Below are 15,162 nucleotides of genomic sequence, written 5' to 3'. Positions count from 1 at the left end.
CCAAGAGCAACGACATGAAGACACAACGTATCTGGCTGTCCCTGCTGGGCATGCCCCTTGCGGCGACGGCGGCCGAGGGTGGTTTTATCGAAGGTTCCACGGCCACCTTGCAGGCCCGTAATTACTACTTCAGCCGCGACTTCTCGGACATCGTCGGGGCCAACAAACAGTCGAAGGCCGAGGAGTGGGGCCAGGGTTTTATCCTGACCTACAAATCCGGCTACACCCCGGGGCCCGTCGGTTTTGGTTTGGATGCACTGGGCACCCTGGGCCTCAAGCTCGACAGCAGCCCGGACCGCACCAATACCGGCTTGCTCCCGGTCAAGGGCGATGGCAGCGCGCCGGACGATTACAGCCGTTTGGGGCTGACGTTCAAGGCCAGGTTCTCCAAGACAGAGTTGAAGGTCGGCGAACTGCAACCCAACCTGCCGGTGCTGGCGTTCAGCGATATCCGCCTGCTGCCGCCGAGCTATCAGGGCGTGAGTGTCAGCTCCGGTGAAATCGCCGGCCTTACGCTGCAGGCCGGGCACTTGACCACCACCAGCCTGCGCAACGAGGCCGGCGACGAGAAGATGATCGCCATGCTCGGCCACGTGCCGCAGCGCGGCGCTGAAAGTGATGCGTTCAACTACGTCGGCGGCGACTACGCCTTCAACACCAACCGCACCACGCTCAGCTACTGGCACGGCCAGTTGAAAGACATCTATCGCCAGGACTTTGTCGGCCTCAAGCACAGCCAGCCGATGGGCGACTGGGTACTCGGCGCCAACCTGGGTTACTACGATGCCCGGGAAGACGGCGACAAACTGCTCGGCAAGATCGACAACCAGGCGTTTTTCTCGCTGCTGTCGGCGAAGCACGGCGGCCATATCTTCTACGTCGGTTACCAGGCCATGTACGGCGACAGTGCGTTCCCACGGGTCTTCGCCAATATCTCGCCATTGGGCAATGAGGTGCCCACCTACGAGTTCGCCTACACCGACGAACGCTCCTGGCAAGCGCGCTATGACTACGACTTCGCTGCGCTGGGCATTCCCGGGCTGACCACCACCGTGCGCTATATCACCGGTAACAACGTGACCACCGGCGCCGGTTACGAGGGCAAGGACCGCGAGCGCGACCTGGATATCGGGTATGTGGTGCAAAGCGGCACCTTGAGTGGACTGGGTATTCGGGTGCGCAACGTCATGGCCCGCTCGAACTACCGCAGTGATATCGACGAGAACCGGCTGATCCTCAGTTACACCTGGAAGCTGCTTTAAACGCTGCCCTGGCAAGTACCCATGACCTGGTAGTTGACGGTGTGGCGCACGCCCTGGCTGTCGAGATAAACCATCGTCGCCGGTTCCACCTGGCAACTGCCGGGCACGGGTGTGATTGAAACGATGCGCTGGATGTCCGGCGCTTCATTGCTGCCGGCCGCCATGGCGCCGGTGGCGGTGAACAGCATGATCAGACTGAGCCATTTGATATTCATGATGAGTCCCTCTGTGAGTAGGGTTCATTTTAGTGATTGCCCCGCCGGGATAAAGACAGGAACAGGTGAATGACTCGTACGGATCAGGTAGCAATCGAGGGGCAGCGCTGATGGACCTGCTCAATGGCATGCAGGTGTTTGCCCGGGTTGTCGACACGGGCAGCTTTGCGGCGGCGGCGCAGGCGCTGGGCATGTCCGGGGCGCACGTGTCGCGGTTGATCGCCGAGCTGGAAAAACACCTAGAGACCCGCCTGTTGCAGCGCACCACCCGGCGCCTGAGCCTTACAGACTCGGGCGAGCGGTTCCTGTTGCGCTGCCGCGACATTCTTGAGGACGTGAGAGAAGCCACGGCAGAAGCCAGTGGCGCCCACCTCAACCCGCGCGGGCGGTTGCGGGTGCATTGCATGAGCGGCTTGGGGGTGCTGATCACGCCGTTGATTGCCCGCTACAGCGAGCACTGCCCGGACGTTTGCATGGAATTGACCCTGTCACAGCACAACCCGGACCCGCTGGAAGAGGGCCACGACGTGGTGATTTCCATCGCCCATTCATTGCCGGATTCGGCGCTGGTCAGCCAAACGGTGGGGCAGTTGTTCAGCGTGCCCTGTGCGGCGCCGGGCTACTTGGCCAGGTACGGCGTGCCCGAGCATCCGCAGCAGTTGATGCAACATCGACGCTTGCATCTTCAGGATTTCCAGGAAGATGCGTGGCTGTTCAAGGGCGAGGAGGGCGAGATTGCGATTGCGCCGGGTGACACCTTCAGGACCAATGTCGCGGATGCGATGGTCAAGGCCACGCAAGAGGGCATGGGCATCAGCCTGTTGCCGTTTTTCAGCGCAGCCCCGGCGTTGCGCGACGGCTCGCTGGTGCGGCTGTTGCCCGCTTATCGGCTAAGGGAACGGAGCATTTTTGCGGTGTACCCGTCGAGGCGCTTTCTGGATGCCAAGGTGCGGACGTGGGTGGCGTTCTTGCAGGCGCATCTGCCGGTGTTGCTGGCTGAACAGGTGGGGGGCTAGCGCGTTGCGGTACCGCGGATGTAGCGCGCCGGCGACGAGCCAAGGGTCTTGCGAAACATGCTGATGAACGAACTGACCGACTCGTACCCCAGCGCCTCGGCGGTTCGTTGCACCGACTCGCCCTCGGCCAGGCTCTGCAAGGCCACGATGATTTGCCATTGTTTGCGCCACTGGCCAAATGTCAGCCCTGTTTCGTTCTTGACCAGGCGCGCCAGGGATCGCTCGCTCATGGCGACCTGACGTGCCCATTGGGCCATGGTGCAACGATTGGCCGGGTCCTGGGCCAGGCCGCGCGCGATAAACCGCAACTGCGTGGTGGCGGGAAGTGGCAGGTACAACTGCTCCGAGGGGGCCAGCTCCAATTGTTCCAGGAGCACGCTCGCCACGCGGGCATTGGCACTCGCCGGCGGATAATCCTGGGCCTGGGCGCTCAGGTGCAGGATCAGCTCGAGGACCAGCGGGGATAGCACCAGCGTGCAGCATTTCTCCGGTAACGCGGCGGCGCCCGGCTCGACAAACAGAAAGCCGATCCTGCCGTTGGCGGTCACCCGGTTGCTGTGGGCAACACCGCCGGGAATCCATACGCCGAAGCCCGACGGCACCATCCACACGCCATCCTCTACGGTGCACACGATGCCGCCGTGGTACGCCACCACCAACTGGCCTTTGCGGTGGCTGTGCACGGGGAATTCGGTGTCGTTGCGCTGGCTGCCGAGCATCAGCGCGACGGCGGGCTGGGCGAAACTGTCCAGTTCGAATTGATCAATTCCTTGAAGCTTCATCTCGCCCACGCCCTGTCGCCTCGATTGTCCGAATTTGATTATATGCTGGCAGCATACTCAATATCGGCAGGACCTTGCAGTCCCTACCATCGTCACCAAGGCCATCAAGGTGATTGCCGACTGCGAGATTCAACCGATGCTCAGCGAAATTACGATTGCCCACCTCTACCTGCCTCCGTTCCTGCTCTACGTGGGGGTTGCCGCCCTGGTGTACGGGCTGCTGGAGCGGACCCTGCAACGCTGGCTGGATTGGACCTGGCACCCGAGCCTGGCGCGCTTCTTTGTGTCGCTGATCGTGCTCTCGACCCTTGTCCTGAAGTGCTGAGGGCGCCGCAATGACCCTCAAACACATCCTCAAGACCCTCGTCACCCTGGTGCTTGGGCTCACGGCGTTGCTGTTCTGCACGCAGTTGTGGCGCGCCTATGAATTGGCACCCTGGACGCGGGACGGGCGTGTCAGCGCGCAAGTCATCCGGATTGCCCCCGAGGTGTCCGGCCAGGTGGAACAACTGCAGGTGGGCGACAACCAGTGGGTGGCCAAGGGCGCCTTGCTGTACCAGATCGACCGCAGCAGCTACCTGCTGGCCCAGCAACAGCGCATGGCCGAGCTTGCCGAAGCGCGCAGTGTGTTCGAGCAGCGCAGCGCACAGCTCAAACGCCGCAATCAGCTCGGCGATGCCATCGCGCGGGAGGAAACCGACAATGCGGCCCGGGACTTCGCCGTAGCCAGGGCGCGCCTGGAGGCTGCGCAGAGCCAATTGGCCCATGCACGGCTTGACCTGGACCGCACCACCATTCGTTCGCCGGTCGACGGTTATGTGACCCAATTGCGCCTGCAGCCGGGTGACTACGCGGCGGCGGGCGAGACCAATATCTTCGTGGTCGATAGCCATAGCTTCTGGGTCACCGGTTACTTCGAGGAGACCAAGCTGGCCGGTATCCGGGTGGGTGCCAGGGCGTCAATCAAACTCATGGGGTTTGCACCGCTGCTCGAAGGGCATGTGGCGAGCATGGGCCGGGGCATTGCTGACGGCAACGAGTTGCGCAGTAACAGCGGCTTGCCCCAAGTGGCGCCGACGTTCAGCTGGATACGCCTGGCCCAGCGCGTGCCGGTGCGGATTGAACTGGACACCGTGCCGCAGGACGTAGAGCTGGCAGCGGGGATGACCGCCAGCGTCGAGGTCGCGGAGGCAGGGACCGCACCGCGCTGGAGGCTTGTGCAATGGCTCCAGGCATTCATGTGAGGGTCCGGGCGCTGCGCATGCTTGGGGCATGGGAACCGGCTACATCGGGCTACGTGGTACGCAGTCTGATGGCGGCCTCATTGGCCCTGTGGCTGGGGTTCCAATTGCACCTGGACTCGCCGTTCTCGGCGGCTTCAACGGTGTTGCTGCTGATCCACCCGCTACAGGGCGCGGTGGTCGGCAAGGGGTTCAATCGGGTGCTGGGCACCCTGGTGGGATTGGCTGTCGCGCTGGTGCTGATCAGCCTGTTCGCCCAGAAAATGCTGCTGTTTATCCTCGGGATCGGGGTGTGGCTCGGCCTTTGTGTCGGTGCCATGACCGTGCTTCGGCACTACCAGGCCACGGCGGCAGTGGTTGCCGGCTACACCGTTTGTCTTGCCCTGGGGCCGGCCATTGTCGCGCCGCAGCAAGGTTTCGAGCATATCGTCGGGCGGGGCACCGCCGTGGTACTCGGGGTGTTGAGCCTGAGCCTGGTGGCCACGCTGTTCAGCCGCAAGACCGTGGAGCGCAAACTGCAAACGGCGCTTCAGGACGTCTCATCCCGCACCCTGGGTGTGCTGGCCACGCGGGTTAACGCAGACGCGACGAGTGCGCCGGGCCCGCTCATCCTTGATATCAGCAAGGTAGACGAACTGCTCGGGATGGGTCGAGGTGAGTCATTCCTGATCCGCACCAGGCGGGTGACCCTGCAGGCCGGGCTTGCGTACTTACATGCCGTGGTGCTGGACGAGTGTGTGCTGCCTTCGCAGGCTCGAATCGGCGCGGACCTGCAACAACTGGCGCAAGCCATGCCCGGGTTTGCCGTGGCGGCCGACCGCGTCCGGGCGCTGCAATCCAGCCTTGAAAGCAGTACGGGCCAACAACGCCTGAATGAACAACTGACCGACCTGGCCAGCGCCTTGTCGAGTTTTGCCTGCCTTGAGCGCGCGCCTCAACCGCCGGCCCGCGCCGTGGGCTTCCACCGGCATTACGGCGCCGCAGTGCGTAACGGTGTGCGGGCCTTGCTGGCCACGCTGGCGACTGGGGCTGTCTGGTACCTCACCGGCTGGGACCAGGGGCCAACCTTGCTGGCCGTACTGGGTCCGTTCTGCACCTTGCTGGCCATCAGCCCGGCGCCCGAGCAAGGCATCGCAAGCTTTGCCAGGGGAATCTTCTACGGAATACTGGCAGCGGCGGGGTGCAAGTTCCTGCTGTTGCCCCATGTCAGCGGGTTCGGGTTGCTCGCGGTGGTGCTGATTGCGTTCTGGTCGGTCGGGATTCATGCCACCACCCGGCCGCGCCATGCCCTGCAAGGCATCGCCTACCTGATTACCTTTAACACCCTCGTCGGCACCGGCGGGACCGCCCAATACGACTTCACCGACTTCGCCAATCAGGCATTCGCCTGGATGGTGACGATCGCTATCTGCCTGCTGGCCTTCCAGCTCATACCGGGGAAAACCGCCAGCCACGCTCACGTCCTGAGGAAGGCCCTGCACAAGGACACGCGCCGGTTACTTCGCCATGGGCACCGCATGGACCTGCTCAAGTGGCAGGCAACGCAACAGCACCGGATGGTTGCCTTGCAGGCGCTGTCGGGCGCCGATGAGGCCGGCTCGGTGTCGCTTCAATTGGGCCGGCAGTTGAGGTTGCTGCACCGCAAGACACGCGACCTGGAACCCGACTCATCCATCGCCCAGTGCGTGCAAACCGGCAACCGGCGCATTTCCAGGCATGCCTCCCATTCAGCGATCAGCGCGGCCCAGGCCCGGCGAACATCGAAGTCGTTGACCCGGTTGGGCGCCCACGACCTGGCGGCTTGCTACCAGGATCTAGCGGGGTTGCTCGACCACTACACACAGGTTTCAGCCAACACAACGAAGGTGAGATGAAATGAAGCAACTCCTAGTCTGGACGCTGTTCGGGATGATCGTGTCTGCACCAGTCGCGGTGCAGGCATCGGACGGGGCTGAGGCGCTGGCGCGCTGGCAGCAGCAATTCAGGCAAGAGCAAAAAAAGCGCACTGAGCGTCGGGCGAGCGAGCAGCATCCGGCACCTGGGGAAGCTGATAGGAATAGGCAACGCTCATAGATTTACCGGCATAGGTCGACAGTGATTAGCTGACTACCATGGGTGCACGTCAACCGAGAGGCATCTCCCATGAGTATTCACAAAACCCTGTTCATCACCGGCATCAGCAGCGGCTTCGGCAAGGCGCTGGCGGCAGAGGCGTTGGCTGCCGGTCACCGTGTCATCGGTACCGTGCGTAACAAGGAAGCGCTGCAAGCCTTTGAGGCGTTGTCCGCGGAGCGTGCTCACGGGGTAATCCTCGATGTCACGGACTTTGAGCGCATCGACAGCGTCGTTGCCGAGGTCGAGACCCGCTTCGGGCCGGTGGATGTTCTGGTGAACAACGCAGGTTACGGGCACGAGGGCATTTTCGAAGAGTCGCCGCTGGAAGACATGCGTCGTCAATTCGACGTCAACGTGTTCGGCGCCGTGGCCGTGACCAAGGCCTTCGTGCCGTACTTGCGCCAGCGCCGCAGCGGCCACATCATCAACATCACGTCCATGGGCGGCACGATTACCATGCCGGGCATTGCCTACTACTGCGGCAGCAAGTTCGCCCTGGAAGGCATTTCCGACACCCTGAGCAAGGAACTCAAGCCATTCAATATTTTTGTCACCGCGGTGGCGCCGGGCTCGTTTCGTACCGATTGGGCCGGCCGCTCGATGCAGCGTACGCCCCGCAGTATTGCCGACTACGACGCCAGCTTTGATCCGGTGCGCCAGGCGCGGGAGGAGAAAAGCGGCCACCAACTGGGTGACCCGCAAAAAGCCGCACAGGCGATGTTGACGCTGATTGCCAGCGACAACCCACCGGCGCATCTGCTGCTGGGCAGTGATGCGCTGGGTTATGTGCGGGAAAAACTCGCGCAGTCCCTGCGGGATATCGATCAGTGGGAGGCAGTCACGCGGTCTACGGATGGTTGAGCGGTGGATCAGCGGCTGTCCGGGTTTACTGATCGAGGTTCGGCGAGAACAACGCCACGGAACTACGATCAGGCGGGAGCCCGTTTTGATAACTGCGCTCGGCGCTCCATATGCTCATTCGCGACTCTTACCGCCTCGTCAGTTCGCCCCCACAGCCCCGTTATCTGTGCGACGATCTCTGGCCGCGCGGTACGCGGGTTGCCCGAGCTCATTGTCGGCTGCGGGTCGTACTCGAGCACGAGTTGCGTAAACTCAGCCGCGTCCCGACCTTTGAGCTCGGCGATGACCTTCAGCGCAAAGTCGATACCTGCCGTTACACCGCCACCTGTGATTCGGTTCCTGTCGACGCATACCCGTTCGTAGCTCGGTTCGATACCCAGTGCGATGAGGGGGGCGTAGAAAGGCCAATAGGTCGCTGCACGGTAGCCCTCCAGTAGTCCCGCCATAGCAAGAAGTACAGAGCCTGTGCATACGGCGGTTACATAGGTGGCCGTCTTTCCTGCGCGAGCAATAAAATCGAGCAGCTCCTGGTCCTTCATGATTTCAGGCGTTCCTCCACCACCTGCGACAAACAGCACGTCCAGGTTATCTGGAACGTCATCAATCGTGATCGTGGGGTTCAGGGTGACGCCCATATCCGTGGGAACGGGCTCCAGCGTCTTCCAGATGATGTGGGTCTTGGCATGAAGGCCGAACGCCGTCTGTGGGCCAGCCAAGTCCTGCAGAGTGAAACCAGGAAAAATCACCATGCCAATCTGCAGTTGGCGGTCTTCAATCGCATTGCTCATCTCATCAGGCATTACCGTCTCCTCTCTTCGTAATTGACGAAAGAGTATTCCTGCTGGACGCTACAGGTGAGTGGCTTAAACGACATCAAGCGATCGTTTACTGCCAATTATTTTAAGTGTGAGAGCAGAGGCCAACGTCGTGCATAAAATTGCGGTTCTGGTATTGAATGACGTGGTGCCGTTGGACTTTGGTATCGCCTATCAGGTTTTCGCTTTGGCTTCCCAGGTCGATGGCCGCAACGCATACGAGGTTGAGGTGTGCGCACCCGAGCGGACAATTCGGTCCGCAAGCTTTGATATGCAGGTGCGGTACGGCCTCGACCGTCTTGAGCTAGCCCACACTATCGTCGTTCCAGGGTGTGAAGACCCGTTTGGAGAGGTTCCAGAGGCAGTAAGCATCGCCCTTCGCGAGGCATATGTTCGTGGTGCAAGATTGGTATCAATCTGCACGGGGGCTTTTATCCTTGCCGCGAGCGGTCTTCTTGATGGAAAACGCGCTACCACCCATTGGCGTTTCGCCGAGGACTTGGCCAGGCTTCACCCAGAGATACAAGTAGAACCTAATGTTCTGTTCGTCGATGAAGGAAGCATCGTGACTTCGGCCGGCGCGTCAGCAGGACTGGATATGTGTTTGCATCTCGTGCGACGCGATTATGGTCAGTCTGTTGCGGCAAACACTGCCCGTCTAGCGGTCGCGCCACTCTACCGTGACGGTGGTCAGGCGCAGTTCATTCGTCAGGAGCTTCCAGGCTCCTCAACGAGCTTAATGCCCTTGATCGAATGGATACGGGACAATCTGAACAGTTCACACACGGTCGACAATCTTGCGGCGCGTGCCAACATGAGCTCTCGCACCTTCGCTCGGCGATTTCAACAACAGACCGGGACTACACCTCTACAGTGGCTTCTCACCGCTCGTATTGATCGAGCGCGTGCATTGCTTGAGGAGAGCGAGACATCGATTGATCAAACGGCATTTCTTTCCGGATTCGGGTCTGCGGTGACCTTCCGTTCACGGTTTCGGAGAGTCGTTGGCCTCACGCCCACGGAGTACCGGCGTCGTTTCAACTCGGCAAGCTAACGTTGTCATCGCAGAACCATGCCGGCGCTGTTTCCGGCAAACGAAGATGACGCCGCCGTCGCGGGGGATTCCATTACAGGCTATCCGGATCGCCAAAAAACATCTGAATCCGCGACCTCAACCAACGTTCCCCCGGATCATTGTCCTGGGAACCGCGCCACGCCATGTGCAATTCAAACGTGCGCACCGGCAATGGCGGCTCCTCAGCCCGCAAGCCACCCGCTGAAGTCAACGCTTCAGCGGCATAGTCCGGCACGGTCGCGACAATATCGGTCCCCGCCAGCAATGTCCCCAGCCCATTGAACTGCGGCACCGCGAGCACCACGTGGCGCTTGCGGCCGAGTTTTTCCAGTTCTTCATCCAGAAACCCGCTCAAGTCCCCGGCGAATGACACCAGGGCGTGGGGGCGGGCGCAGAAGTCGTCCAGGCTCATGGAGCCCGGCATGCTGTCGGCCCGCAGCAGCATCGGTTTGCTGCGGCGCAGGACCTTGCGCTTGGCGTTGGCCGGTAAATCGGTGGTGTAGCTCACCCCGATGGAGATTTCCCCGGAGGCCAGCAGGCCGGGCATCAAGATGTAGTTGACCCGACGCACCACCAGCACGATGCCAGGAGCTTCGGCCCGCAGGCGTTTGAGCAGTAGGGGCAGCAGGGCGAATTCGACGTCGTCGGACAGGCCGATGCGGAATACGGCGGTGCTGGTGGCCGGGTCGAATTCGGACGCGCGGCTGACGGCCGTGGAAATCGAGTCCAGGGCCGGGGAGAGCAGGGCGAAGATTTCCACCGCACGGGCTGACGGCTCCATGCTGCGCCCGGTACGCACGAACAGCGGGTCGTCGAACAGGCCGCGCAGGCGCGACAACGCCGCGCTGATGGCCGGCTGGCCAAGGAACAATTTCTCGGCAGCGCGGGTCACACTGCGCTCATGCATCAAGGTTTCGAATACGATTAACAGGTTGAGGTCGACACGACGCAGGTCGTTACGGTTCATCTTGTGTCCCAGGCGGCGTCAGTAAACTTGACGGGAGCGGTCATATAAGAACAATGACCGGCATGAATCTTACGGGGAAAGGCTGGTACTCTGCACCGGCTAATTCAGTTTTCCTACATGGCTTGGTACGTTTTCCGTACGTGCGGAATCAATGACAGGCATGTCGACTATTAACGGCGACCGGTGGTCTTGCTCCGAAAGCCCAGATAGAGTTCATGGCAATAGAGGTTACTTTGACGAGGTTTGCGATGTCCCGCACGATCCGTTTTCACAAGTTTGGTCCGGCCGAGGTGCTCAAATGCGAAGAGCATGCAGCCGCTAAGCCCGCACCGGGCGAAGTGCAGGTGCGCGTCGAGGCGATTGGCATCAGTTGGTACGACATCCTGTGGCGCCAGAACCTGGCGTCGTCCCATGCCCGCCTGCCATCAGGCCTGGGCCATGAAATGGCCGGTGTGGTCGTGGCGGTTGGCGAGGGTGTCGACGACCTGGCAGTGGGTGACAAGGTCGCCAGCTTCCCGGCCGAAAGCCCCAATGATTACCCGGTGTATGGCGAACAGATCGTCCTGCCCCGTTCGGCCCTGACCCGTTACCCGGATGTCTTGAGCCCGATTGAAGCCAGCGTGCACTACACGCCGCTGCTGATTGCCTATTTTGCGTACATGGACCTGGCGCGGGTCAAACCCGGGCAATTCGCCCTGGTGACAGACGCCAGCCACTGTGCCGGCCCGTCGTTCGTGCAACTGGGCAAAGCCCTGGGTGTACGGGTGATTGCCGCGACCAAGACCAGCGACGAGCGTGAGTACCTGCTGTCCCTCGGGGCAGAGAAGGTCATCGTCACCGAAGAACAGGACCTGTTGATGCAAGTCAACAAGTTCACCGATAACCGCGGCGTTGACGTGGTGTTCGATGGCTTGGGTGGCCCGCAGATGTCGCTGCTGGGCGACGTATTGGCGCCCCGTGGCAGCCTGGTGCTGTATGGCCTGCAAGGTGGCAACCAGACGCCATTCCCGGCCTGTGCGGCGTTCCAGAAGAACATTCAGTTCTTTGTGCACTGTATCGGCAACTTCACTGGCAAACCGGAACTGGGCATCATCCAGGACCAGGTGGCCTTGCAGCGCGCCCTGCGTGATATCAACCAACTGACGGCCGACAAGGTGCTGGTACCGCTGAAAACCACGGTATTTCCCTTCAGCCAATTCGTCGAAGCGCACCGCTATATGGATGAATGTCCATGCCGCGAGCGTGTTGCCTTGCAGGTAGAAGCTGTTTGATCTGTGGGAATATTCTCAAGGGAGTATTCCTGCCCCTGGGCGCATGGGGCAAATGCGCCATTTGACAGGATTTAACCTGCTCGCCGTTTAAACCGGGACTTAAGCGTTTCAGCCCGGTAAATCAGCTGCCTCCCCCTGACGCCGCCCTGAATCCCAGCGCGGCGTTGTCGTGTCTGGACGCTCCAGACCCACTGCATGCGCCCATCTGAACTGGTTTTAGCTCGGCTTCTGTATCTGTTAATCATTATTCAAGCGCTGATAATTGCCCGGTCACTTTCATCTCAAGGATTGAGCAATGATTGAATATCTGAAATCACCCTGTGCATCCGTTAAACCCAATAACGTTCCGTGTGCCTGTTCCGGCGGAAAGCCATTATTAAAGTTGCTTGTGTCGGATGCTTCTTTAGTTTTCAAGTTAAAACAGCGTAGGAAGTTGTAAGAGCGTTCCTAGGGCTGCCCGGTTGAGCTGCGCGCCGCGATGCCAGGCGTTTCCGGGGGCTGGAAGCCCCTCGAAGTGCCCTCGGCGGGTATGGCCCGGTGCTAATCTTCATTGAATGTCACATGTTGCAATAGACAACGCCCCCTACAGAAACAACAGGTCCGGCAAGTGCCGTTAACGGTTGCCCGAAACTGATATTTCAACTCAGGTAGTAGAACTATGAGCGCTATTCACGAGCAAGCCATGAACTATGTCTATCAACAAGTATTGCAACGCCTGGTAGGGCATTTTTCTCGAACAGAACGCACCTCGCTTCAGTTGTTGATTCAACGCATCGTCGTGGCAGCAGGTGGCATGGAGCGGATCGGTGAGTACAAGGTATTGGTCGCCCACGGCACAGGCGCCGGCAGCAGCTATGCACTGGCGTTGCTGCGTGCGGCACAGTTGACCCTTGCGGGCCGCACGCCGCGCACCTTTCAATTGCGCGTCGCCACCTTGCGCCATGCCGGCATGACGCAAACCGCGCTGGACACCCTGCATCGCGGCTACAGCGCGCTGTTTCTGCATGACGATCCGCGTGTCGAACTGCTGATGGTGGAGAATCAGGAGGTGTTGCCGTTCAACCATCTGCGGCCGGCCTCCGGCGCAGCGCGCGATACCAGCCGGCGCAACCTGTTGATGGTGGGCCACCTGACCTCTGGGGATCTTCGCCAGACGCTGTGCAATGACGGCTACCTGGCCCTTGGCGACTTTTACCAGCGCGTGAGCACTTGGAATGGCGGCGTGCATGCACTGGTCAGCGGTGATTCCTCACGCAAGCAGCGTGCGTACCTGGCGTGGCTGAAGAAGGCTGCACTGTCGGCCGGCGTAGCGGTCCCCGCGCGGGAACCCCTGGTGCTCAGCGGGTTGTTCGCGCGCATGGACGAGTGGAGCAACGGCTATTACTGCGACCTGTACGGCGAGCATTACGATGTCGCCGATATGTCCGAGAAGGACGACCACCGCCACATCGCCTATATCGGCATTGCTGACCTGATGGAAGCGGTCGAATACTCGTCCGGGCCTTTGGTGCGGCAGTTTCTGGCCTACCAGCCGGACGAGTTCGGCTTTCATTACAGTCATCCGACCTACGTGAATCCGTTGCTGATGGCCCACCTGTGCGGCCTGCAAGCCGAGTGCCTGCGGGAACTGGACTATGCGGAGGGCGCAGCGGGCTTTGTGCAGCAGGCCACGCCGTTCATGCGGCGCAAGCAGATGCCCGAACAGCTGATTGCCCAGGCGGCGACCCAGGAAGGGCGCGCCTTGGCGGCCGACTACGTTCAGGAGCTGTTTGGCCTGGACGAAAATCAACTGAACTGCCTGATGTTTTCGCCGTTTATCCGTCACGGCGAACGCCTCGACAGCTTTTTGCGCCAATGCCACCCCGGCATGCTGGTGGCACTCCCTGAGCTGCATAAGGCACTGCAAGGCAAGCCGGTGGCCGAGATGCTGGGGCAATGGGCTACCGACATCAGCGGGTTACCCATTGATTTGCTGCAACACCTTTATCGCAAGCGGTCTGCCACTGAAGTGGCGTGCATGGCCACGGCGCCGCAACAAGACGCGCCCGCCGTTGCAACCAGCCAACTGTCCGGGCGTTAAGCGGGTGACGGTGGGTGAACGGCGATGAGCTTCAAGGATGACAGGCAAACCGACTTCGCCTACCAGGCGGTGTATCGCTACATGATCAACCTCATCAGCGAGGTCGGCACCGATGCCCGGGTGAAGTTGCCGTCGTTGCGACAACTGTCGGAACGCCTGAACGTGTCGATCTCGACCATTCAATACGCGTATTCACTGCTGGAGAAGGAAGGCCGGGTCTATTCAGTGGCCAAGTCGGGCTATTACGCCTGGCCGGTGCTGAATAAACCGCCCGGCAGCAACGGTGGTGACCTGCTGGAAAGGCTTTATGCGAACGCGCGGCGCCCAGGCATGCTGGTCCTCAGCGCCGACGAGCCGGCGCTTGGGGTGTCTCTGGACGGGGCGCTGTTGCTGCTGGAACGCGAACTGTTGCGTCATTACCCACGCCATTTGCAGCCATGGTCGCAGCCGTGCGGCGTCTGGGAACTGCGTGCGGCCCTGGCGGCGCGCTACACCTCGTCGCCCACCCGTTGTTGGCAGGCGGACGAGGTGTACATCGGCGCCGACCTGCGCGGGGTGCTGGAAATCCTGATCGAGGTGCTGGGGCTCAAGGGCGCCGCCGTTATCGTGGAATCACCCTGTGACTGGCTGATTCTGCGGTTGTTGCAGGGGGCGGGCGTGAGGATCATCGAATTGCCGGTTACGGCGGACGACGGCCTGGACCTGACGCTGCTGGAGCAGTTGCTCAACAATGAGCCGGTGCAACTGGCGCTGCTGTCATCAGGCGTCAGCCTGCCGTCGGGCGTGCTCTTGTCCAACCATGACCGCATGCAGTTGGTACGGCTGCTGGACCGGCACGGGTGCTGGTTGTTAGAAAATGACAGCCATGGCGACCTTGGCTTCGAACAGCCGATCACTGCGCTGCGGGACCTGGCCAACCCCGAGCGACTGATGGTGTTTTCCACCTTCGAGAAGGTGCTCGGCCCGGAAGCGCCCTTTGGATACTTGCTGTCGCGCCACCTCGGCAACGAGTTGCAGCGCCAATTCCTGCTGCGCGCGTTCCGGTTGTCGTCCATCCGCCAGCGAGCCATTGCCCGGCTCTATCAGAGCGGGCGGATCGACCAGCATCTGCGGGAGTTGCGACCCCAGCTCAAGGAGCAGGCCTGGCGAATGAGTCAGCGCCTGGACGAGCACCTGAGGGATCACGTGACTTACCAAATGCCGGCGGCGGGCGCGACCTTTTGGCTGCGCTCCCGGGCGGCGGTGGACATGCGCCAGGTGTTTCAACGGCTGCTCGGCCAGCAGGTGGTGATAGCGCCAGGCGAGCTGTTCAGCATCAGTGGCCTGCATCGCCAGCACCTGCGGCTCAGTCACACGTTCGACGGGGCGTACAACCTGGGGAACGCCCTGAGCGACCTGGCCCTGGCATTGACCCAGGCGCAGACCGAATGAGAATGAAATATCGCTGATTGTTGTAGGATTT

14 protein-coding genes are annotated in these 15,162 nt (G+C 61.1%); 10 read left to right on the top strand and 4 right to left on the bottom strand.

What is annotated here, in order from left to right; genetic code table 11:
• Nucleotides 1-14: 14 nt before the first annotated feature.
• Nucleotides 15-1,262: an OprD family porin gene (locus tag MUM_RS0109855; RefSeq protein ID WP_010169451.1), complete on the top strand. Its 1,248-nt coding sequence runs from the start codon at nucleotides 15-17 to the stop codon at nucleotides 1,260-1,262.
• On the opposite strand, the gene MUM_RS0109850 is transcribed toward MUM_RS0109855, so the two are convergent.
• Nucleotides 1,259-1,477: a DUF2790 domain-containing protein gene (locus MUM_RS0109850; protein WP_010169449.1), complete on the bottom strand. Its 219-nt coding sequence runs from the start codon at nucleotides 1,475-1,477 to the stop codon at nucleotides 1,259-1,261. The genes MUM_RS0109855 and MUM_RS0109850 overlap by 4 nt on opposite strands.
• A gap of 110 nt (nucleotides 1,478-1,587) precedes the next feature.
• On the opposite strand from MUM_RS0109850, the gene MUM_RS0109845 reads away from it, so the two are divergent.
• A complete protein-coding gene (locus MUM_RS0109845; RefSeq protein WP_010169447.1) occupies nucleotides 1,588-2,493 on the top strand; it encodes a LysR family transcriptional regulator in 906 nt (301 codons plus the stop codon).
• Here MUM_RS0109845 and MUM_RS0109840 read toward each other — a convergent pair.
• The gene (locus MUM_RS0109840; protein WP_010169445.1) at nucleotides 2,490-3,275 is read right to left on the bottom strand and encodes an AraC family transcriptional regulator; all 786 of its coding nucleotides are present in this window, start codon (nucleotides 3,273-3,275) and stop codon (nucleotides 2,490-2,492) included. The genes MUM_RS0109845 and MUM_RS0109840 overlap by 4 nt on opposite strands.
• Nucleotides 3,276-3,411: 136 nt before the next feature.
• Here MUM_RS0109840 and MUM_RS0109835 point away from each other — a divergent pair, with 136 nt between their 5' ends.
• From MUM_RS0109835 to MUM_RS0109815, 4 genes are all read left to right on the top strand, one after another.
• Nucleotides 3,412-3,600, top strand: a complete 189-nt coding sequence (locus MUM_RS0109835; protein ID WP_029615829.1) for a DUF1656 domain-containing protein — start codon at nucleotides 3,412-3,414, stop codon at nucleotides 3,598-3,600.
• A gap of 10 nt (nucleotides 3,601-3,610) precedes the next feature.
• Nucleotides 3,611-4,519: an efflux RND transporter periplasmic adaptor subunit gene (locus MUM_RS0109830; protein ID WP_010169442.1), complete on the top strand. Its 909-nt coding sequence runs from the start codon at nucleotides 3,611-3,613 to the stop codon at nucleotides 4,517-4,519.
• Nucleotides 4,498-6,390 (top strand): FUSC family protein, encoded by a 1,893-nt coding sequence (locus MUM_RS0109825; RefSeq protein ID WP_081480064.1) that lies wholly within the window; start codon nucleotides 4,498-4,500, stop codon nucleotides 6,388-6,390. The genes MUM_RS0109830 and MUM_RS0109825 overlap by 22 nt, the downstream gene beginning before the upstream one ends.
• 268 nt (nucleotides 6,391-6,658) lie before the next feature.
• Nucleotides 6,659-7,492 carry an oxidoreductase gene (locus tag MUM_RS0109815; protein ID WP_010169438.1) on the top strand — a complete coding sequence of 278 codons (834 nt, stop codon included), beginning with the start codon at nucleotides 6,659-6,661 and terminating at the stop codon, nucleotides 7,490-7,492.
• Nucleotides 7,493-7,560: 68 nt separating this feature from the next.
• Here the strand turns inward: MUM_RS0109815 and MUM_RS0109810 are convergent, their stop codons facing one another.
• A complete protein-coding gene (locus tag MUM_RS0109810; RefSeq protein ID WP_010169437.1) occupies nucleotides 7,561-8,292 on the bottom strand; it encodes a DJ-1/PfpI family protein in 732 nt (243 codons plus the stop codon).
• A gap of 127 nt (nucleotides 8,293-8,419) precedes the next feature.
• On the opposite strand from MUM_RS0109810, the gene MUM_RS0109805 reads away from it, so the two are divergent.
• On the top strand, nucleotides 8,420-9,361 hold the full coding sequence (locus tag MUM_RS0109805) for a GlxA family transcriptional regulator (protein ID WP_010169436.1): 942 nt from the start codon (nucleotides 8,420-8,422) through the stop codon (nucleotides 9,359-9,361).
• 73 nt (nucleotides 9,362-9,434) lie between these two features.
• Here MUM_RS0109805 and MUM_RS0109800 read toward each other — a convergent pair whose 3' ends face one another.
• Nucleotides 9,435-10,349, bottom strand: a complete 915-nt coding sequence (locus MUM_RS0109800) for a LysR family transcriptional regulator (protein WP_003217142.1) — start codon at nucleotides 10,347-10,349, stop codon at nucleotides 9,435-9,437.
• A 248-nt stretch (nucleotides 10,350-10,597) separates the two neighbouring features.
• On the opposite strand from MUM_RS0109800, the gene MUM_RS0109795 reads away from it, so the two are divergent.
• The 3 genes from MUM_RS0109795 (at nucleotide 10,598) to MUM_RS0109785 (ending at nucleotide 15,131) form a co-directional block, all read left to right on the top strand.
• Nucleotides 10,598-11,620, top strand: coding sequence for a zinc-dependent alcohol dehydrogenase family protein (locus tag MUM_RS0109795; RefSeq protein WP_010169435.1), 1,023 nt, complete (start codon nucleotides 10,598-10,600; stop codon nucleotides 11,618-11,620).
• A 658-nt stretch (nucleotides 11,621-12,278) separates the two neighbouring features.
• Nucleotides 12,279-13,700: a hypothetical protein gene (locus MUM_RS0109790; protein WP_010169434.1), complete on the top strand. Its 1,422-nt coding sequence runs from the start codon at nucleotides 12,279-12,281 to the stop codon at nucleotides 13,698-13,700.
• 24 nt (nucleotides 13,701-13,724) lie between these two features.
• Nucleotides 13,725-15,131: an aminotransferase-like domain-containing protein gene (locus MUM_RS0109785; RefSeq protein WP_010169433.1), complete on the top strand. Its 1,407-nt coding sequence runs from the start codon at nucleotides 13,725-13,727 to the stop codon at nucleotides 15,129-15,131.
• Nucleotides 15,132-15,162 lie beyond the last annotated feature (31 nt).

The organism is Pseudomonas sp. PAMC 25886 (assembly GCF_000242655.1).
Lineage (GTDB): Bacteria > Pseudomonadota > Gammaproteobacteria > Pseudomonadales > Pseudomonadaceae > Aquipseudomonas.
The sequence above is the reverse complement of the archived record's forward strand: the minus strand, read 5'-3'. Positions and strand labels throughout refer to the sequence as shown.